Origin of the sequence: Priestia sp. YIM B13486 (assembly GCF_042787865.1) — a bacterium.
Classification (GTDB): Bacteria; Bacillota; Bacilli; order Bacillales; family Bacillaceae_H; genus Priestia; species Priestia megaterium.
In genome coordinates, this window is record NZ_JBHZOZ010000002.1 from 648,515 (window position 1) to 666,971 (window position 18,457).

Annotated in this window: 19 protein-coding genes, 1 tRNA gene and 1 riboswitch; of the genes, 16 read left to right on the forward strand and 4 right to left on the reverse strand. The window is 35.9% G+C overall.

The window, feature by feature from the left end:
• Positions 1–189 precede the first annotated feature (189 nt).
• The 4 genes from ACFX4G_RS07440 to ACFX4G_RS07455 all read left to right on the forward strand — a co-directional run bounded on the left by ACFX4G_RS07440 (position 190) and on the right by ACFX4G_RS07455 (position 3,125).
• Positions 190–1,209, forward strand: a complete 1,020-nt coding sequence (locus ACFX4G_RS07440; RefSeq protein ID WP_230184075.1) for an STAS domain-containing protein — start codon at positions 190–192, stop codon at positions 1,207–1,209.
• A gap of 188 nt (positions 1,210–1,397) precedes the next feature.
• Positions 1,398–1,826, forward strand: a complete 429-nt coding sequence (locus ACFX4G_RS07445) for an SRPBCC family protein (RefSeq protein WP_043982528.1) — start codon at positions 1,398–1,400, stop codon at positions 1,824–1,826.
• On the forward strand, positions 1,827–2,162 hold the full coding sequence (locus tag ACFX4G_RS07450) for an ArsR/SmtB family transcription factor (protein ID WP_043982530.1): 336 nt from the start codon (positions 1,827–1,829) through the stop codon (positions 2,160–2,162).
• Between the two features lie 183 nt (positions 2,163–2,345).
• The gene (locus tag ACFX4G_RS07455; protein ID WP_377573650.1) at positions 2,346–3,125 is read left to right on the forward strand and encodes an MBL fold metallo-hydrolase; all 780 of its coding nucleotides are present in this window, start codon (positions 2,346–2,348) and stop codon (positions 3,123–3,125) included.
• A 76-nt stretch (positions 3,126–3,201) separates the two neighbouring features.
• Here the strand turns inward: ACFX4G_RS07455 and ACFX4G_RS07460 are convergent, their stop codons facing one another.
• Complete coding sequence (locus ACFX4G_RS07460) at positions 3,202–4,005, reverse strand: alpha/beta fold hydrolase (RefSeq protein WP_377573653.1); 804 nt, start codon at positions 4,003–4,005, stop codon at positions 3,202–3,204.
• A 334-nt stretch (positions 4,006–4,339) separates the two neighbouring features.
• On the opposite strand from ACFX4G_RS07460, the gene trhO reads away from it, so the two are divergent.
• The 6 genes from trhO (at position 4,340) to ACFX4G_RS07490 (ending at position 10,118) form a co-directional block, all read left to right on the forward strand.
• Entirely contained in the window at positions 4,340–5,308 is a 969-nt protein-coding gene (trhO, locus tag ACFX4G_RS07465; RefSeq protein ID WP_377573656.1) for an oxygen-dependent tRNA uridine(34) hydroxylase TrhO, read from the forward strand.
• 208 nt (positions 5,309–5,516) lie between these two features.
• The gene (locus ACFX4G_RS07470; protein WP_025751869.1) at positions 5,517–6,374 is read left to right on the forward strand and encodes an SMP-30/gluconolactonase/LRE family protein; all 858 of its coding nucleotides are present in this window, start codon (positions 5,517–5,519) and stop codon (positions 6,372–6,374) included.
• Positions 6,375–6,598: 224 nt separating this feature from the next.
• Positions 6,599–6,961: a group I truncated hemoglobin gene (locus tag ACFX4G_RS07475; protein WP_013083221.1), complete on the forward strand. Its 363-nt coding sequence runs from the start codon at positions 6,599–6,601 to the stop codon at positions 6,959–6,961.
• Positions 6,962–7,100: 139 nt separating this feature from the next.
• Positions 7,101–8,537: a 4-hydroxyphenylacetate 3-monooxygenase, oxygenase component gene (gene hpaB, locus ACFX4G_RS07480; protein WP_377573660.1), complete on the forward strand. Its 1,437-nt coding sequence runs from the start codon at positions 7,101–7,103 to the stop codon at positions 8,535–8,537.
• 148 nt (positions 8,538–8,685) lie between these two features.
• Positions 8,686–9,492 (forward strand): DUF817 domain-containing protein, encoded by an 807-nt coding sequence (locus tag ACFX4G_RS07485; RefSeq protein WP_377573663.1) that lies wholly within the window; start codon positions 8,686–8,688, stop codon positions 9,490–9,492.
• Positions 9,493–9,557: 65 nt separating this feature from the next.
• The gene (locus ACFX4G_RS07490) at positions 9,558–10,118 is read left to right on the forward strand and encodes a tubby C-terminal domain-like protein (RefSeq protein WP_377573666.1); all 561 of its coding nucleotides are present in this window, start codon (positions 9,558–9,560) and stop codon (positions 10,116–10,118) included.
• Between the two features lie 30 nt (positions 10,119–10,148).
• Here the strand turns inward: ACFX4G_RS07490 and htpG are convergent, their stop codons facing one another.
• Positions 10,149–12,026 (reverse strand): molecular chaperone HtpG, encoded by a 1,878-nt coding sequence (gene htpG / locus ACFX4G_RS07495; protein ID WP_377573669.1) that lies wholly within the window; start codon positions 12,024–12,026, stop codon positions 10,149–10,151.
• A 210-nt stretch (positions 12,027–12,236) separates the two neighbouring features.
• Positions 12,237–12,315, forward strand: a riboswitch (ZMP/ZTP riboswitch).
• 168 nt (positions 12,316–12,483) lie between these two features.
• Here htpG and ACFX4G_RS07500 point away from each other — a divergent pair.
• From ACFX4G_RS07500 to ACFX4G_RS07520, 5 genes are all read left to right on the forward strand, one after another.
• Complete coding sequence (locus ACFX4G_RS07500; protein WP_097823374.1) at positions 12,484–13,683, forward strand: phosphoglycerate dehydrogenase; 1,200 nt, start codon at positions 12,484–12,486, stop codon at positions 13,681–13,683.
• Between the two features lie 123 nt (positions 13,684–13,806).
• On the forward strand, positions 13,807–14,268 hold the full coding sequence (locus tag ACFX4G_RS07505; protein ID WP_244300070.1) for a hypothetical protein: 462 nt from the start codon (positions 13,807–13,809) through the stop codon (positions 14,266–14,268).
• Between the two features lie 240 nt (positions 14,269–14,508).
• Positions 14,509–15,054 (forward strand): DUF6143 family protein, encoded by a 546-nt coding sequence (locus ACFX4G_RS07510; protein WP_043982543.1) that lies wholly within the window; start codon positions 14,509–14,511, stop codon positions 15,052–15,054.
• Between the two features lie 478 nt (positions 15,055–15,532).
• Positions 15,533–15,661 (forward strand): hypothetical protein, encoded by a 129-nt coding sequence (locus ACFX4G_RS07515; protein ID WP_272946360.1) that lies wholly within the window; start codon positions 15,533–15,535, stop codon positions 15,659–15,661.
• Between the two features lie 171 nt (positions 15,662–15,832).
• On the forward strand, positions 15,833–15,982 hold the full coding sequence (locus ACFX4G_RS07520; RefSeq protein WP_013057122.1) for a hypothetical protein: 150 nt from the start codon (positions 15,833–15,835) through the stop codon (positions 15,980–15,982).
• Between the two features lie 117 nt (positions 15,983–16,099).
• Here the strand turns inward: ACFX4G_RS07520 and ACFX4G_RS07525 are convergent.
• Both ACFX4G_RS07525 and ACFX4G_RS07530 read right to left on the reverse strand, forming a co-directional pair.
• Positions 16,100–16,171, reverse strand: a tRNA-Ala gene (locus ACFX4G_RS07525).
• Between the two features lie 106 nt (positions 16,172–16,277).
• On the reverse strand, positions 16,278–16,826 hold the full coding sequence (locus ACFX4G_RS07530; protein WP_043982544.1) for an HD domain-containing protein: 549 nt from the start codon (positions 16,824–16,826) through the stop codon (positions 16,278–16,280).
• Between the two features lie 225 nt (positions 16,827–17,051).
• Here ACFX4G_RS07530 and ACFX4G_RS07535 point away from each other — a divergent pair, with 225 nt between their 5' ends.
• Complete coding sequence (locus ACFX4G_RS07535; RefSeq protein WP_377573675.1) at positions 17,052–18,353, forward strand: GH25 family lysozyme; 1,302 nt, start codon at positions 17,052–17,054, stop codon at positions 18,351–18,353.
• Positions 18,354–18,457: the final 104 nt, after the last annotated feature.

Sequence of the window (18,457 nt, forward strand, 5' to 3'; positions counted from 1 at the left end):
ATGTTTGATACAAAAGAAAGAAAAGTTGGCGAATTCAAAGTTCTATAGCATTCACCTTTCTTTTCTATTAATTGAAAACATGGGTAATGGTTAGACAAGCAATAGAAAATATGCAACAATTTTTATTACTAGCTTCTTCAACATAAGATAAAATAGAAGGTAAGAACTTTATAAAAAGGAGATTTCGCCATGGGTGAAAAAAAGAATATTGATATAGGTGGCCTTAGTTTTGCTTGGGATTTAGAAAAAGGACAATTTAGCTTTGAAGGAGAAGATGCGATCCTTTTTTGGATTTCTTCTGCGATGAAAACATTGTTTGACACAATCGAAGAAATATCTGGGGAAGAGGCAGCTTCTGTAGTACTAGAAACCACTGGTTTCCGACAGGGATTAGTAGTAGGAGAGTACTTTCAAAATATGAAAGGCGTAACGGTTTTTGAAGCGGCTGAGTTAATTACCAATACATACGCTTCGGCTGGATGGGGAAAAACTACTATCAAATATTTAAATCCTGAAAGTAAAACTCTATCTGCTGAATTAAAAGACAGTTGGGAACATAAAATTAACGTTGCGCAAAAGAAAACAAAGGGAGGAAATTTTCTTCCGGCCCATTATGCAGGGATTTTCACAGGACTATTCGGAACAAATATTTGGTACAAGGTGATTCAACATCAAATAGAAGGGCATGAATGCACCACAGTAGAATACTTCCCTTCTAACATTGATATCACTCAAAATATTCATCAATTAGCGAGAAGAAAAGAAGCGCAGAAAATAGAACATTTACAAAACATTGTAGCAGAAAAAACAGCAGAGTTAAAAGATCTTATTAAAAAGCTTTCTTCTCCTATTATTCCGGTTTTGGAAGGCATAGTCGTCGTTCCTTTGATTGGCAAATACGACGAGGATCGAACGGAAGATTTGATTGTCAATACATTAAATAACCTCCCAAAACACCAGGCTAATTATCTTGTGCTGGATTTAACCGGATTGGATAAAGAACTTACTGAATATACGGCAAGTCTTATTGAAAAATTAGGTGCAGCAGCGTCCCTAGTTGGTACGAAAACAATTTTAGTAGGGATTTCTGCTGACTTAGGCTTAGTTATATCAGAGACCCATATTGATTTATCAAAATATGATTGTTTTCAAACATTGCAGCACGGCATTCATTATGCATTGGCACAAAGCGGACGAAGCATCGTTTAAAAGATATATTTGAAATATAACAAAATCCACTCATTCAGCATCATAACAAGTCTCTTTATCAAAGAACGGAAATGAATTGAAGGATTTCATTTTTTAAAAGAGGAATTGACATGAAACCAAAAGGTGTTATATTATTTTTATATAAAACCTTTTGGTGTTATTTTTTGAAAAGGAGAATGAAGATAACGATGAATGATAAAAGTGTAGTAGAAGATGTAAAACAGACGATAATATTTAACGCGCCGATTCAAAAAATTTGGGATAAAGTAGCAACAGCAGAAGGGCTCCAACAATGGTTCATGCCTAATGATTTTCAGCCTCAGGTAGGATATGAATTTCATTTACAATCGCCTTTTGGCCCATCTCCGTGTAAAGTATTAGAAATAGATGCACCAAACTATCTTTCTTTCTCTTGGGATACGGATGGATGGGTCGTTTCATTTACCTTAAAAGAAATGGGTAATCAAACTGAATTTACGCTTATTCATAGCGGGTGGAAAGAAGCTGAAACACTTCTTGAAAAAGCAAACGAAAAGAGTTCAGTGGTACGAGATAGAATGAGCTACGGGTGGATTAGTCTCGTAAATGAAAAACTTCGAAAGGTTGTTGAAAACTAAATGACTTTATCAGCTGCCAAGCATGATATCTTTCAAGCCATTGCTGATCCTACTCGAAGAAAAGTACTTGAGCTGCTTTCTGAAAAAGAATTGCCTATATCAGAAATAACGTCTCATTTTTCAATAAGCCGTACCGCTATTGTCAAGCATCTTCATATACTTTCAGAAGCAGACTTAGTCCATGGACAGAAAAAAGGCAGAGAAAAAGTGTATTGTCTCCAGCCAGAGCCTTTAAAAGAGATACAAGATTGGCTTTCTTACTACGAGCAATTTTGGACGAACAAATTATCTATTCTTCAGCATATTGTTGAAAGAGATGAAGAAAGAAATCAATAGAAAAGCATAAAAACGCTTTTTATAAGGAATATAGCAAAGCCAGTCGTTAAAAAGACTGGCTGTTTTACATAAAAGCTGGTTTTATTCTAGAAGGACAAATAAAAGAACGATGCAGAACAACATAGGACATTTCTTGAAACAAAAAGATAGACCTTTAGAAGAAAAAAAGGGGGAAACAGAGCAATGAATAAGCTTTTATTTTATGGGACGAGCGATGCTCAAGGAGTGCCTCGATTATTATGTGACTGTAAAGTATGTACACAAAAAGATCAATTAAATCAGCGCACAAGGCCTAGTGCACAGTTTACAATAGACGGTAACGTGTTTTTGATTGACGTATCACCTGATTTTAAGCATCAATTTCATTTATACAATAACAAAAAAATCCCTTCTACCGTTTTTATTACTCATCCTCACAATGACCATGTGGCTGGTTTAGGAGATTTAGCCGACTTATGCTATTGGAATAATGTAAATACAGAAGTCGTAGGAGCGCCTGAAGTCATCAACGAGTTAATCGAAAGATTTCCTTATCTCGCAAAAAGAAAAGGGCTCACCTTTAAAGGAACGTTAAAATGGGATAGTGGAGAAACAACCCTTACGTTTCATAAAGTAAATCACGGATTTAACGGTCATTCCTACGGTATTGTGGTTCATCAAAAACAAGGCGAACGCTGGGCGTATGTATCCGATTCTTTTAATGTGACAAAAGAACAGTGGCAGCCCTTTTACCACTTAGATTTACTGATATTTGGTACATCTTTCTGGAAAGAATATCTTCAAAAAGAAAAAAGATCCGTATATGACGTGACAGAGGCAATGGAGATCAAAGCGAAGCTACAGGCCAAAAACATGGTGTTTACTCATTTATCACATGATATTGATATCCAAAAGCACGCCGAGATGCTTTCAGATGAAAACGTAAGCTTTGCCTATGACGGACGCGAGATTTTATTACCCTAAAGCAATACATAAAGGCATAAAAGGTTTCATTTAAAGAAGCAGCGTAGCTAAAGCGCTGCTTCTTTAAGTTTGTAAATTAGATATGTTCGATAAAGTTGCTCACAACTTTGTTAAATCGATCGCTTTCTTCAAGAAAAGGGCAGTGGCAGCTGTTCTCAAAAACTTCAAGTACAGAACCTGAAACCAGCTTTTGAATATGTCTTCCAGCTGCTACCGGAATGAGCTTTTCTTCTTTTCCAAAGCATAGTAAGGTAGGGATTGCAATAAACGGTAGAAAATCTCGATAGTCCACTATGGATTGATCAAACAAAATAGCACTGGCTATCGACTCAGGCATTTTCGTTACTTCTTTCATAACCCAATGTTTATCTTCTTCAGTTAATTCATCCTTAAACATAAGCGGAATAAAATTTTCTAATGTACTTGTTCGATCAAGCTGAATACCCTGCATGAGCGAAATAAGCGCAGGTAAATCAAATGCACCGATCGGAAAGTCGGGCCATTTAAAATCTGAAGCCATTTCATCTACAATAATATTTCCTTTTACATTTTCTTGACCAAATTGTTTCAAATATTCCCACACAACAAAAGCACCCATCGACCAGCCTACTAATATGACGTCTTTTAATTGATGAGTGGTTATAAACTCATGCACATCATGAGCATAAGTGGAAATTGTATGGCCGTATGGAGTATGACTTGAATTTCCATGTCCTCTTAAATCCAAAAGAATAGTTTGATACTGTTTTGAAAAAAAAGAAAGCTGGTTATGAAAAAAACGACTGCTCATCCAAACTCCGTGAATGAAAATAATAGGTGTTCCTTCCCCTTGTTGTTCATAGTACAAAGTTGCACCGTCTTTTAATGTATAAAAAGGCATCATTTTTGCCCCCAATCTCAAAGATTTATATCTCATCATGTATGCGCGGGCACATTCATGTAGAACGTATCCCGTCAATAAAATTTTTATTGAAGAACAAACCCTAGAAGTAAACGCTTTGATATGTTATACTATTACAGGCTTAAATACTGTATGTTTTTGAAACAATCATTCACTGTAATACTTTTTAGATAGAGGCATCCTTATAAAAAGGATGTTGTTTTTGTCGTAATGTACCTTTAAGTAATGAATTGTTACCATCAATTCGGTTCACAATAACCGACCTACATGCATTATATCTTGCAAATATAAACAGATAGGTGGAAGAAGCAACATGACTGAAAGAAAACCATATCAAGTACTACTATATTATTTGTACACTCCAATTGAAAATCCTGAAGAGTTTACAGATCAGCACTTAGCATTTTGTAAAGAGCTTGAATTAAAAGGACGTATTTTAATTGCGGCTGAAGGGATCAATGGAACGGTATCAGGAACAGTTGAACAAACAGATAAATACATGGAAACGATGAAAAATGATCCTCGTTTTGAAGGTATTGTATTTAAAATAGACGAAGCAGATGAACATGCGTTCAAAAAAATGCACGTGCGTCACCGTAAAGAATTAGTAACTCTTCGATTAGAAGAAGATGTGAATCCTCTTCGCGTAACGGGTAATTACTTAAGCCCAAAAGAATTTCATCAAGCGATGCAAGATGAGAATACGGTCGTAATTGATGCACGAAATGATTATGAATACGATTTAGGTCATTTCCGAGGAGCTGTTCGTCCGGATATTCGAAACTTCCGTGAGCTTCCTGAATGGATTCGCGACAACAAAGATCAGTTTGAAGATAAAAAAATCTTAACTTACTGCACAGGCGGTATTCGCTGTGAAAAATTCTCTGGGTGGCTTCTTGAAGAAGGTTTTGAAGACGTAAGCCAGCTTCATGGAGGGATTGTAACATACGGAAAAGACCCTGAAGTACAAGGTGAACTATGGGACGGTCAGTGCTATGTATTTGATGAACGCATCAGCGTACCAGTTAACCAAAAAGAGCATGTGATTGTCGGAAAAGACCACTTTACCGGTGAGCCTTGTGAACGTTATGTTAACTGCGCAAACCCAGAATGCAATAAGAAAATCTTAGCTTCTGAAGAAAATGAACACAAATATTTACGCGCTTGTTCACATGAATGCCGAGTGAGCCCTCGTAACCGCTATGTAAAAGAACACAGTTTAACAGAAGAAGAGTTTGCAGCACGTGTTAAAGAGCTCGAAAAAGAACACGTAACTTTATAATAAAAAAAAGCAGCACGCTATACAAAGCGTGCTGCTTTTTTTTATGAAAAGATTCTCTTAGAACCTGGTGTTTAAAGAATGTCATACAACGGGTATTTATGAAAAAGGAAAGATATTCCTAGCTTTTTTTATTTGTTTAAAAGAATATTTTTTTGAGAAAGCGATTATAAAAAATGATTGTACATAAAAACGAAAAAGGAGCTTGAAAATGGAAGCAAAAATTGAAAAAAAGTACGATGGCCGTTTGCTTGAAGGACCCCTATGGGATGAAGAAAATCAAAAATTAGTGCTAGTAGACATCTTAGATAAAAAGCTTCTTACGTATGATCCAAAAACGACAACCTTAGAAGATATTGCTCTTCCTTCAGTCGTTACAAGTGTTTCTAAAACCAATCATTCAAAATTGATTGTCTCCACCCGTAATCAGCTGCTTTTAGTTGATAAAAACAAAAAGAATCATGAAGAGTATATCCGTTTAGATACTCTTGAAAAAACCATGCGTTTTAATGACGGGAAATGTGATCCATATAATCGCTTTTGGATTGGAACGATGAGTGAAGAAGATGAAGAAGGAAAAGCCCAGCTGTACGTAGTAGATGAAAAAGGTGTCATTAAGAGCGCTAAAGAAGGATTAAGCGTGTCAAACGGGCTAGCTTGGAATCGAACAGGAGACAAATTCTTTCTGGTTGATTCACCGAAAAATAAAATTATGTCTTATTCATTTTCGAAAGAAACAACAAGGCTCGAAGATGAAAAAGTGGTGATTGACCTTTCAGATATGGACGGGTTTCCTGATGGAATGACAATTGATGAACACGACCGATTATGGGTAGCGCTTTGGGGAGGTTCGAAAGTCATTTGTGTAGATCCAGATAAAGGAGAAATTATAGAATCTATTCATCTTCCTGTTTCCAATGTAACCTGCTGTACATTTGGAGGAGACGATTTACAAACCTTATTTATCACCACAGCTAAGGAAGAAGAAAAATACGAAGAAGCTGCCGGCTCTCTTTTTTCATGCCGAGTAGGAGTAAAAGGCGTGCCGGCTTATACTTACGTGTACTAGATAAGTGCTTATCAAAATGTAATGATTCCTAAAGCCCAGTAACGAAAGATGTTACATGCAGCTTCTACAATTCCTTTACATTGTGTTCATTTCTTTACATTTTATTCTTTATGTGGAAGAGGAATAAAACATGGGGACAACGAATTTCCATAAAGAAGCCTTTTAAAGAATATGAACACTTCTATTGGGTAATAATGGGGAAAGGTACAAAAGGAGGAATTGTTTTGGAACAAACATTGTATGAAAAAGTGGGCGGACAAGAAGCTATTGAAAAAGTAGTTGATTATTTTTATTCTGAGCTCGTGTTAAAAGATGAAACGGTCAGTCACTTTTTCGAGCATACGGATATGGATAAACAGCGTCGACATCAAGCCAAATTTATAAGCTTTGCCTTAGGTGGACCGAATCAATATTCAGGAAAGTCGATGGCCAAAGCACATGCAAATATGAATATTCAACCCGAACATTTTAATGCAATTGCTAAGCACCTTCACGATGCACTTGCTCACTTTAATGTTGAAGAGCCGGATATTGACCAAGCATTAAATAAAGTTGAATCCCTAAGAAATGATATTCAATATAAATAAATTATAAAAAAGAAGGTTACTGTGACCTTCTTTTTTTGTGCTCAAACCTGTGATGTATGAAGGAAACATGGAAAAGACATCGTAATATGATAAAAATGCAATAGGTAAAAATATTTATCGAAAGTCTGGGAGTGGGAGTATGTCAGCAATTAATGGGAAGCAATACGTAGAGAGAATTAATCAATTAAAAGCAAATGTATGGGTTGATGGCAAGCTCGTAACAGGCAATATATCAGAACATCCGGCTTTTAAAGGAGCCATTAACAGTCAAGCTAAACTTTATGATTTTCAGCATGATAAAAAAATTAAAGATATCATGACATACCAATCTCCGGATTCTGAGGATTTTTTTGGTACATCTTATTTACAGCCTACAACAAAAGAAGAGTTAAAAAAACGACGAGAGATGACTCAGCAATGGGCGCAATTAACCCATGGTATGATGGGAAGAAGTCCGGATTATATGAATACCGTATTGATGGCTTTTGCATCCTCTGCAGAACTCCTGAGAGGAACAGAAAACTGCTTTCCTGAAAACATCATTTCTTATTATGAATATGTAAGAGAGCACGATTTATCGCTCACTCATACATTCATCGATCCTCAAGCTAATCGAATCCAATTTTATTACGAGCAAAACGACGAACCGATAGCAGCAAAAATAGTTGATAAAACTAATGAGGGAATCGTTATCCAAGGCGCGAAACTGCTTGCTACACAGGGTGGAATGACGGATGAGCTGCTCGTACTGTCTTCAGCGGGCATTCAAGGAAAAGAAAAAGGATTTGCTTTTTCGATTCCAAGTAATACAAAAGGAATTAAATTTATTTGTAGAGAATCATTTGCAGGAAAAGATTCGGCGTTTGATTATCCATTAAGTTCTAGATTTGAAGAAATGGATACAATTGTTGTCTTTGAGCATGTATTAGTACCATGGAACCGCGTGTTTTTCTATGAAAATGCAGACGTATCAAATACATTCCTTGCTTCTAGTTCCTTCTCAGCTTTTGCTCTGCATCAGGTAACTTCAAGGAGAATTGTCAAAACAGAGTTTGTATTAGGGATTGTACAATCTCTGATCGAAACCATTAACATTATAGACTATCCGCATGTACGAGAAAAAGCAACGGAGCTTATTATTGCGTTAGAAACGATGAAAGCTCTCGTGATGAAAGCAGAAGAAGAAGCGGAGATTGATCTATGGGGATACATGCGTCCAAATGAAACTACACTTCGTATTGCCGCAAATATATTTTCAAAAACATATCCTACCTTTACAGAGATTATCCAGCTTTTAGGTGCAAGCGGACTAATGGCAATACCAACAGAAAATACGTGCCGCTCATTGGTTAAAGAAGATATTACGCGTTATTTGCAAGCTAAATCGAGAGGGGCAGAAGATCGAATTAAGCTTTTTCGACTAGCGTGGGATTTAACTATGAGTCCGTTTGGCACAAGAGAAACACTGTATGAACGTTTTTTCTTTGGAGAGCCTGTACAGTTAACCAGTTATCTGTACTTATCTTATGATAAAGAGCGCTATGTACAGAGAGTAACCGATTTTTTGAAAAGTTAACGGAGAAAACGATTCTCCGCTGGGTATGATAGTTTAGTTACCAAAACAGCGGAGATGCTTATTGAATAAATTTTAAAAATCTGCAATAATTTTCAAGGAATCATTTCTGTGAAAATACTAAGGAATGCTATAAAGATAGGATGTTACAATGAAGCAATTAATCTATTTTGGTTTAGAACAAGCAAAATCTTGTGTTTTTCCTGTTATCATTTTTCTTACGTTGGCTATGACAAAAATAATTGAAGTACCGTTTATTTCTAGATATGACCTTATTTTATTAGTCTGTCTAGGAACTCAAGTTTTAATGGTGATGTTTAAACGAGAAACGCTTGATGAAGTAAAAGTCATCGCAGTATTTCATTTAATTGGACTAGCGTTAGAACTCTACAAAGTTCATATGGGCTCATGGAGCTATCCAGAAAAAGCTTTCACTAAAGTCTGGGGAGTTCCGCTGTACAGCGGATTTATGTATGCTAGTGTAGCCAGCTACATGTGCCAAGTGTGGAGAAGGCTTGAATTAAAGCTTACGAATTGGCCTTCTACGTGGATTGTCAGTATACTAAGTATGGCTATTTACCTTAATTTTTTCACGCATCATTTTATTTACGACTTCCGCTGGTTTTTAAAACTTTTTACTTTACTTATTTTTTATCGAACTTTTGTATATTTTACGGTTAACAAACGTACATATCGCATGCCTTTAGTATTGTCTTTTGTACTGATTGGCTTTTTCATTTGGATCGCTGAAAATATCGCAACATTTTTTGGAGCATGGCAGTATCCAGATCAACAGCAGCAGTGGACAATGGTTCATATAAGTAAAATTAGCTCTTGGCTTCTTCTTGTGATTATTAGTTTCTTGATTGTTGCTTTACTAAAGCATTTAAAAGAAAATCAAAACCAATTTAAACAAAGGGAGAAATCAAAAGAAACAAATGAAATATATGAAAGATAAAAACATAACTATGTATATGTACATACACGCTATTAATATGAAGTGCAGGATCTTTGGAGGCCTATATGCAAGAATATATTTTTTATCTTCCCTATTTTAAATCAGCGGGGAAGACCGTAGCAGTTACAAATGAAAATGGAGAAAACGTCGGACAGCTTAAGAGAGCGCATAAAAATATGTGGACGAAAAGTATTGATTTTTTAACTCGTGATGGACTTCCAGTTTTAGATTCTATTTCTTGGTTTCCTATCTTCTCCTGCGGCTTAAAGGTACATTTACAAGTTCAATGGGAAGGAAGAACGGTGCTTATTGATCACGTGGAAAAACACCGGTGGGTGATAAAAGAAAATGGAAAAACAGTGGGGTATCTATTAGGTAAAGGAATAATTAAAAACGCAGGGGAACAAGAAATTAGATGGTTAAATAACGTCTACATGTTAAGCAGTCATGAAGCCATAGAGGAAGCGTGTATTTTTAATCAAAAAAGAGAAAAAGTCGCGGAGTTTAAATCAGACCTTTTTCATTTTAAAGAAGGCAAACACTCAATAAGAGTAATAGAAGAACTGCCGGTACCCATTTTTATCGCTTCTTACTATATAACCAATTTTATTATGTTATACATATAATCAGGCGCAGAGTGATTCTGCGCCTGATTTTTATATCATGATTTTACAAATATCATTTGTGAATTCAACGGGATCACTAATAGATAAGCCTTCAATTAAAAGAGCCTGGTTATATAATAGATTTGTATAAAGGTCTAATTTCGCTTTATCATTTTCAAGTGCTTCTTTTAAAGAAGCGAATACATCATGATGTACGTTAATTTCTAGCACTTTTTCTGCTTTTACATGCTGATTGTCAGGCATAGCACTTAAAATTTTCTCCATTTCAATCGTTACTTCACCATCAGCCGATAAGCACACGGGATGTGTTTTTAAACGTTTAGACGCGCGGACATCTCCTACTTTTCCCGCCAAAGCTTTCTTCATATAGTCAAATAGCTCTTTATTCTCTTTTTCCTCAGACTCATTGAGCTGTTCTTCTTCTGATTCAATCCCTAAGTCACTGCTTGAAACAGATTTAAATTCTTTTTCTTCATACGTCATTAACATTTTAATCGCAAATTCATCGATATCTTCTGTGAAATACAGAATTTCGTACCCTTTATCTGCAACCAATTCTGCTTGAGGAAGCTTTTCAATTCGGTCGTACGATTCGCCTGATGCATAATAGATATACTTTTGATCCTCAGGCATGCGCGATACATATTCGTCTAGTGTTACGAGCTTTTTCTCTGTAGAAGAATAGAATAAAAGCAGGTCTTTTAATACGTCTTTGTTGCTGCCAAAGTCACTGTAAACACCGTACTTCAGCTGGCGGCCAAATGATTCATAAAACTTCTCGTACTTTTCACGTTCGTTTTTAAGTAAGCTTTTTAATTCATTTTTGATTTTCTTGCCGATGTTTTTGGCAATCAGCTGAAGCTGTCGGTCTTGCTGCAAAATTTCACGTGAAATATTAAGAGATAAATCTTCAGAATCTACCATACCTTTTACAAAGCTAAAGTAATCCGGAAGAAGATCTGCACATTTATTCATAATTAAGACGCCGTTTGAGTAGAGTTCAAGTCCTTTTTCAAATTCTTTTGAGTAGTAATCAAACGGACTATTTTCTGGAATAAATAAAATAGCATTGTAGCGAATCGTTCCATCCACATTAATATGAAGGTGAGTGAGCGGTTTATCAAATCCGTAGCGCTTTTCTGAATAAAACTGCTCATAGTCTTCTGAAGTCAATTCATTTTTATTTTTCTTCCAGATCGGTACCATACTGTTGATAACTTGCTCTTCTGTATAATCTTCTAGCTCGTTATCAGAACCTTCTTTAGGACGTTTTTCCGTTATGTCCATTTTAATCGGGTAGCGGATAAAGTCTGAATACTTTTTAATAATTTCTTTTAAACGATAATCTTCTAGATACTCATCATATGTTTCATCTTCTGTATTTTCTTTAATTTTTAAAATAATTTGAGTCCCAACCGTTTCTTTTTCGCACCGCTCGATTGTATAACCATCAGCACCAGTAGATTCCCATTTATAGGCTTCATCGCTGCCTAACGCTTTACTAATCACGGTCACGACATCTGCCACCATGAACGCTGCGTAAAACCCAACGCCGAATTGGCCGATAATCGTGTGCCCGTCCTTTGTTTCATTTTCGTTTTTAAACGCAAGGGAACCGCTTCGCGCAATTGTGCCCAAGCTGCTTTCAAGCTCTTCTTGCGTCATGCCAATTCCAGTATCCGTAATGGTTAAGGTACGGTTAGTTTTATCTGGTGTTACTTTTATGTAATAGCTTTCTTTGTTAAAACGCAAGGAGTCGTCTGTTAAGGCTTTGTAATAAATTTTATCGATTGCATCACTTGAATTTGATAGAAGTTCTCTCAAAAATACTTCTTTTTGAGAATAGATGGAATTAATCATCATCTCTAATAATCGCTTTGATTCAGCTTTGAATTCTTTTTTTGACATAAGAAATTCTCCTTTCCAAATAGGGCTTATAAAACAATTAGCACTTGAGTGGATAGAGTGCTAATCACTCTTCTTATTTAACATGTATTAGGGTATTTGTCAATATATTAGGAGATTCACTAAAGAGATTAAAAATTAGACTGAAAAAAGCAAACTTTTAAAAAAAGGTTGAACGTTCTGAAAGAGTTTGCTAGAATATACTTAATTTCAAAGACTATATGTGACTGGCGAAACGCGGATAACCGTGAGGAAGCATATAGTGACGTAGCCGTTCGCCTGGGCAGAGGTAAGGGATTAATACATATCTCTTACCTCTTTCTGTTTAGGGGGAGAGGATATAGAAGTTATCACATATGTAGGCTAAAAAACCAGACTTTTTAAAAAATTAAAAATGAAGTTCCTTTATCCAAAGGTAAAAACATGTAAAACTACGATGATAATCAGAGGAGAGTACAAAATGAGCACATTAACATTAAAAAAAGTACAAACAATCAAAACATTAAACAACATTGCACAAAAAGGTCTAAATGTTTTTAATCAAGAAGGTTATCAAATTGACAACGACAGCGAAAATCCAGATGCGATTGTCGTGCGTAGCTTTAACATGCACAGCATGGCATTTGACCAAAATTTAAAAGCTATTGCACGAGCTGGAGCAGGGGTTAATAATATACCGGTGGACGCTTGCACGGAGCAAGGTATCGTTGTATTTAATACGCCAGGAGCTAATGCAAACGCAGTAAAAGAAATGGTTTTAACTACAATTATGGCTTCTTCTCGTAACTTATTTGCTGGAGTTGAATGGACAAAAGGATTGGATGGCCAAGGTGATCAAATTCCTAAGTTAGTTGAAGCAGGTAAAAAACAGTTTGTTGGAAAAGAAATCAAAGGTAAAACGTTAGGCGTTATTGGTTTAGGTGCAATTGGTGCTCTTGTAGCAAACGATGCGCTTGATTTAGATATGGACGTAATTGGTTTTGATCCATTCATTTCTGTTAATACAGCTTGGAATTTGTCTCGCAACGTACAGCGTGCAATGTCTCTAGAAGAACTATTTGCAGCATCTGACTATATTACGGTTCACGTTCCATTAACGGACGATACAAAAGGTGTTTTCAACAAAGAAACGTTTAGCATCATGAAACCTGATGTTCATATTTTGAACTTCTCACGCGGTGAGCTTGTAAACGAAGAAGATATGAAAGCTGCTCTTGAAAGTGGAAAAGTTGGACGATACATTACAGATTTCCCAAATCAAAATGTCTTGAACATGAAAAATGTTGTGCCAATTCCTCATCTAGGGGCATCAACTCAAGAATCAGAAGAAAACTGTGCGGTAATGGCAGCACGTCAAGTGAAAAATTTCTTAGAAACAGGAAACGTTAAAAACTCAGTGAATTTCCCGAATGCATCTCTTCCTTACACTGGGAAAAAACGCGTAGCTGCTTTCCATCACAACGTGCCGAATATGGTAGGACAACTTACGCAAGTATTCTCAAACTACAATTTAAACATCGCAGATATGGTGAACAGAAGCCGCGGTGAATATGCGTATACAATGATCGATATTGACAATCAAGTAAGTGACGAGATTGTGCCTGAGCTAGAAGAAAAAATCGGTCAAATTGAAGGAATTATTACAAGTCGTATTATCTAATTTGGTTTCCGTCATATTTTAGTGTTACAGCCCTAACTTAGAAAAGTTAGGGCTGTTTTTACATGGTGTTTACCTCATATCAATTCCTTCATTCTCATAGCATATAGAAATACCTTTAAAGAGGTGAACGTTTTGTCCGGAGAACTGATAGGAATTTTGATAGGGTCGCTCATCGCGCTGGCAGGAACATTCATTACGTCTGTCGTAGCTATAGTGATGTCGAAAGAGCAATACAAACAAGAGCTTCGCAAAGCATTTATCCAAAAGAAAGTTGATGCCTATACCCATGTGTGTCAAGTTATTCTAGCTATAAAAAACGATTTACTTACAAAAACTGTTTCTTCAGCCGGCTTAAACTGGACGGCTCAATCTATTAACAAACTAGCAGATGTGTGTATTACGGAAGGGCTATGGATCGATGAAGAAGACAGCAAAAAGCTGGAGGTTCTGCAGAAGCAGCTTTCAAAATTTGTATTTGATGAAATAGAACTGTCTAGACATGATATTCTCACAGCCTGTTATGAAATTGTTGAATATTGTGAAAAAAAGGTAAGGATTCTTCATTCTATGACTACAAAAGAATAGGTGATTCCTACTTTAAGAAGTGATAGTAGAAGTATTAAAAAAGCATCGGAATATAAAGTCAAAAAACAATCCGTTTATACACCAGCAGTCGACGAGGGCATTAAGCGATAGGAAAAGATAGGCTCAGTATCGGGTCTATCTTTTTGCGTTTATATAAAGATTAAATATATTTCTAAATGCATGTGTCCAAGCATTTATAGAAAAACTTCATAAAATATAGTACAGAAAGGAGATGATTGTATGTCGAATTACGAGTCGAGTAAACCTTATATTAAAGCCGTTAATATACCTAATCCTTTATATCAATCTTTAAAAGGAGACTATTTTGTCGGACAAACTGAGCCTATTCGTTTTGGTGGAAATAGAAATGCTTGGGGCGGGTTAGTTAACCCTTCCGGCTCCGGAGTAGATTTATTTGTGAATGCTTTTACTATCACTAACTATTCCAACGAACCTTTTACTGCTGAAATTTGGTTTAATTCTATCCCGCCTGGAAAAGGAACAACTTCAGATAATGTGAGTCCAGCAAATACTACAATACGTTCAAAGCCAAAAGGGAAAATTAAATTTGCAGAAATGGTAAAAGGCTTTCCTACCAAAGGGGTAAACGTATTTAACCGTGTTGTTCCGCCGAAAAGTACATTAGTAAGTGATGAAGATGGCAAATTTATCTTTCCAAACAACGGTTCATACGTTATTTTCCTAGTTTCTCCGGGAAATAAAGAAATTAAAGCTGAAATTGCATATGGATGGTTTGAAAAAAACGTAAGAAGGACTGTTAACTGAATAGGTCTTAGCGATTGTATGAGAAGTGTATGAGCTATTTCATACAGTTCTTAACAAACAGTAAGTGTTTATGAAAAGAACTTTGCAGCAGCATACAAAGTTCTTTTTTATAGCTTGCGTTTTTTCGTTTGATTGTGGATATCACCTAAGAAAAACAAAGCAAGCAAAAGGATAATTCCAACTACACAAGCCATTTGAATGGTATTTAAGGATGTTGATAACTAAGGGATTAAAGCGATGATACATAAAACTAAGCTACCTAGTACAATAGCAAAGCGAATAACGAATAACAAAGACGACTTTTATAGAACGAATGCCACATACAGCTGATATACTAATCACTTCTTTGTCCAGGGTATAAGCATGCTTAACATCTCACGTTAATGTCTACATTCACATTATCTTAAGTTTCAATTCATACTGGCTTCATATAAATTAGTCATATTGAATGTATTAATGAAAAATATGAGGTAGAACAATGTTAAACAAGCTTTTTAAACTATTTACAACAGAAACCGAGATATCCAAAGATAAAGAAGTAGATCTCCACGAAGAGAACGATTTTAACGAAGTTTGTGATGATCATTTCATTATAGATGAGTATTAGAAGCCCTATAAAATGCTGCAAAATTTAAAGGATTGATTATATTTGTATAACCATTAATCGCACAAGGGTCGTAAAGGTATACTTTTACGGCGGATTAATATTGATGAATTGCTTTTTACATGAAACAATGTGAAAAAAATGGGCATCCTAGAAGCAAAAGGAGGGGATAGAATGGGCAAAGAACCAAATGATGAAACAAGTGAAGGGCTGAATCAGCTTTTTGAAATCATCAATGCAAAAGGCGACGAGGGCGAACTTAGAGAAATTGTCAGCAGGAGCAGTGAAAAGAATAATCATAAAAATCATGAGGATCAATCGTAAAAAGAAAATAAAAAACCTCTTCATGGAAATCATGAAGAGGTCAGATGAAATAGTATTGCAACCATTCCATCCTGCAGAGTTTTAAAGCGTTTTAAACTCTTGATACGACTGGTTTTATGGAACTGATGGGATTCGAACCCACGACCCCTTGTCTGCCAGACAAGTATTCTCCCACTGAACTACAGTCCCGATTATGTAGAGCCTTTATTGCGTGTTGACTCTACTATATTTTAATACGTATGCAGCGCGTTCGCAATAGTTATTTTCAGTGTTTTCTAATTTCTTCATATGAATATTAACTTCTAAAAAAATCGTTTACTTCTTGTTTATACGTATAAAAAAAACTTGGAATTTGGCTTGGTTCCAATCCTTGTGCAGCGTATTTGCTAATGGATTCGTAGTACCATTTCTGCTTTTCGAATCCTCTTTTAAAGCTATTCCAAATCGTATCTCCTTGCTGATCGTAGCTTTCTTTTAAAGACCGTAAATTGTCTAATTTATCTGCTACAATTAAAGATTTCACTTCAAGAGAACCAGTTTTCACAATTTGAATTGTATGCTGTTTACGTTCTTCCCAGCTTTTTGATTTGTTTTCTGTATGAGCTTCAACAATCCCCGCTACCTCTAAACCAAATCTTTGTACAATTTCTTCGAGTGTTACACTTGTATCTTCTACAGCATCATGCAGATAAGCTGCTGCAATTACTTCTTCACTAAAACCTGCTTTTTCTAAAATAGTACCTACGTTAATAGGATGAACAATATAAGGTGTATCGGACAGCTTGCGCATTTGGCCGCTATGAGCGTGTTCTGCATATCTACGTGCTTCTTTTATTAAAGACATCATATTCCTCCACTTTTTATTCAGTATATCTTCATATTATTAGTATAAACGAATATAGCTTTCCTCACTTTATAAAATTGCACAAATTCATTTCTTATAATAAGGGAAGGCTACCAAAATCCCTTCTTAGTGTAGTTTTTTTATAAAGCCTAATATCTATTTCATAGGCCTGTATCAGTTGCCATTTCCTTTTTTATTCATAGTTTGTATGAAGGAGTGATAGCAATGCAAAACCGTAATAATCAAAATATTAAGGTCATTGATGTTTCTCATCACAACGGAACAATTGATTGGGCAAAAGTGGCGTCGGATGGTGTAAAAGGCGCGTATATTAAATTAACAGAAGGTACAACCTTCTTAGATAAAAAATCATATGATAATTATATAGGTGCAAAAAATGCAGGTCTACGTGTAGGCTTTTATCACTTTGCTCATGCTGATAATGATCCCATTGCAGAAGTTAATTTCTTTTTAAATAAATTAGGCAGCATGAAGGTTGATTTGCCTCATTGCTTAGATTTGGAAGAAAATAAAGGGAAAACAAAAGCGCAGGTCACAGCCTTTGCAGTCAGATGGATGGAGTATATTGAAAGGAAAACAAGTATTACGCCTATTCTTTACACGGGGTATAGTTTTATTAAATCCAATTTTACAAGCGCCGTGGCAAGATATCCGCTATGGATAGCTCGTTACAGTGGAAGTAACCGTTCTAAGGGATTCGTTAACCCAGGTGATACGGCGATTTGGGATAGATGGGCTATGTTTCAATATACAGATCAAGGAAAAGTAAACGGGATTAAAGGCAATGTTGATATCAATGAAATGGATCTGGATTTCTTTAATAGTATTAATACAGGCGTGACGGTGGTGGAAAATAATAAGCCATCAGCACAATTGCAGCAAGGTGATAGCGGACTAGCTGTAAAAGAACTGCAGCAAAACTTAATTAGATTAGGATTTGAACTTTCCCAGCAAGGAACCGATGGTCAATATGGCAGCGAAACTGTTGCAGCTGTTAAAGCTCTTCAAGAAAAGTACGGATTAACGTCAACTGGAAAAGCTGATGAGACAACATTAGCTAAAATGATGGAATTGCTTAAGGGTGTAAGTAATCCTGTCGAAGAATCATTACCAAAGGTTACTTCACTCGGAGATAAATATTCTTTTCAAGTAAAAGCGAAGAAGGATATTGGAGTCTACAAATATGCGAATGTAACAGAGAATTTTAGAACTATAAAAAAAGGCACAGTATTTAGCGTATATGGGTATACCAATGCAGCATGGGCTATTCCAGGCGGATTTGTGCAAATGAAAGACGTAGAACCTATCCCAATTACAATTAAAACAGGCGGATTAAGTAAAGACATGGAAACAGAGTTTCGTGCTTTCTTAAAAAATGAAGGAATCGACAGTGAATTACACGTACATGCAATAGGTAATCCGTCCGCTGAACTTACCGCAGCTGGGCTGGATTTTGTAAAAGTTAAACAGTTTTTAGATAAAAAAGGCTGGTACTACAAGCAATAAACCCCCGCTCCGAAGAGCGGGGGTTTATTTTGGTATTTTGTAAAAAAAGAATAGCAGAGATGAATTAATTAATTGAAATATGTTCTAAATAACAAATTAGGTGG

Excerpts from the sequence above, each read along its gene's own strand:
- ACFX4G_RS07440 (WP_230184075.1), top strand. The coding sequence starts at position 190 with ATGGGTGAAAAAAAGAATATTGATATAGGTGGCCTTAGTTTTGCTTGG.
- ACFX4G_RS07445 (WP_043982528.1), top strand. The coding sequence starts at position 1,398 with ATGAATGATAAAAGTGTAGTAGAAGATGTAAAACAGACGATAATATTT.
- ACFX4G_RS07450 (WP_043982530.1), top strand. The coding sequence starts at position 1,827 with ATGACTTTATCAGCTGCCAAGCATGATATCTTTCAAGCCATTGCTGAT.
- ACFX4G_RS07455 (WP_377573650.1), top strand. The coding sequence starts at position 2,346 with ATGAATAAGCTTTTATTTTATGGGACGAGCGATGCTCAAGGAGTGCCT.
- ACFX4G_RS07460 (WP_377573653.1), bottom strand. The coding sequence starts at position 4,005 with ATGCCTTTTTATACATTAAAAGACGGTGCAACTTTGTACTATGAACAA.
- trhO (WP_377573656.1), top strand. The coding sequence starts at position 4,340 with ATGACTGAAAGAAAACCATATCAAGTACTACTATATTATTTGTACACT.
- ACFX4G_RS07470 (WP_025751869.1), top strand. The coding sequence starts at position 5,517 with ATGGAAGCAAAAATTGAAAAAAAGTACGATGGCCGTTTGCTTGAAGGA.
- hpaB (WP_377573660.1), top strand. The coding sequence starts at position 7,101 with ATGTCAGCAATTAATGGGAAGCAATACGTAGAGAGAATTAATCAATTA.
- ACFX4G_RS07485 (WP_377573663.1), top strand. The coding sequence starts at position 8,686 with ATGAAGCAATTAATCTATTTTGGTTTAGAACAAGCAAAATCTTGTGTT.
- ACFX4G_RS07490 (WP_377573666.1), top strand. The coding sequence starts at position 9,558 with ATGCAAGAATATATTTTTTATCTTCCCTATTTTAAATCAGCGGGGAAG.
- htpG (WP_377573669.1), bottom strand. The coding sequence starts at position 12,026 with ATGTCAAAAAAAGAATTCAAAGCTGAATCAAAGCGATTATTAGAGATG.
- ACFX4G_RS07500 (WP_097823374.1), top strand. The coding sequence starts at position 12,484 with ATGAGCACATTAACATTAAAAAAAGTACAAACAATCAAAACATTAAAC.
- ACFX4G_RS07510 (WP_043982543.1), top strand. The coding sequence starts at position 14,509 with ATGTCGAATTACGAGTCGAGTAAACCTTATATTAAAGCCGTTAATATA.
- ACFX4G_RS07515 (WP_272946360.1), top strand. The coding sequence starts at position 15,533 with ATGTTAAACAAGCTTTTTAAACTATTTACAACAGAAACCGAGATATCC.
- ACFX4G_RS07520 (WP_013057122.1), top strand. The coding sequence starts at position 15,833 with ATGGGCAAAGAACCAAATGATGAAACAAGTGAAGGGCTGAATCAGCTT.
- ACFX4G_RS07530 (WP_043982544.1), bottom strand. The coding sequence starts at position 16,826 with ATGTCTTTAATAAAAGAAGCACGTAGATATGCAGAACACGCTCATAGC.
- ACFX4G_RS07535 (WP_377573675.1), top strand. The coding sequence starts at position 17,052 with ATGCAAAACCGTAATAATCAAAATATTAAGGTCATTGATGTTTCTCAT.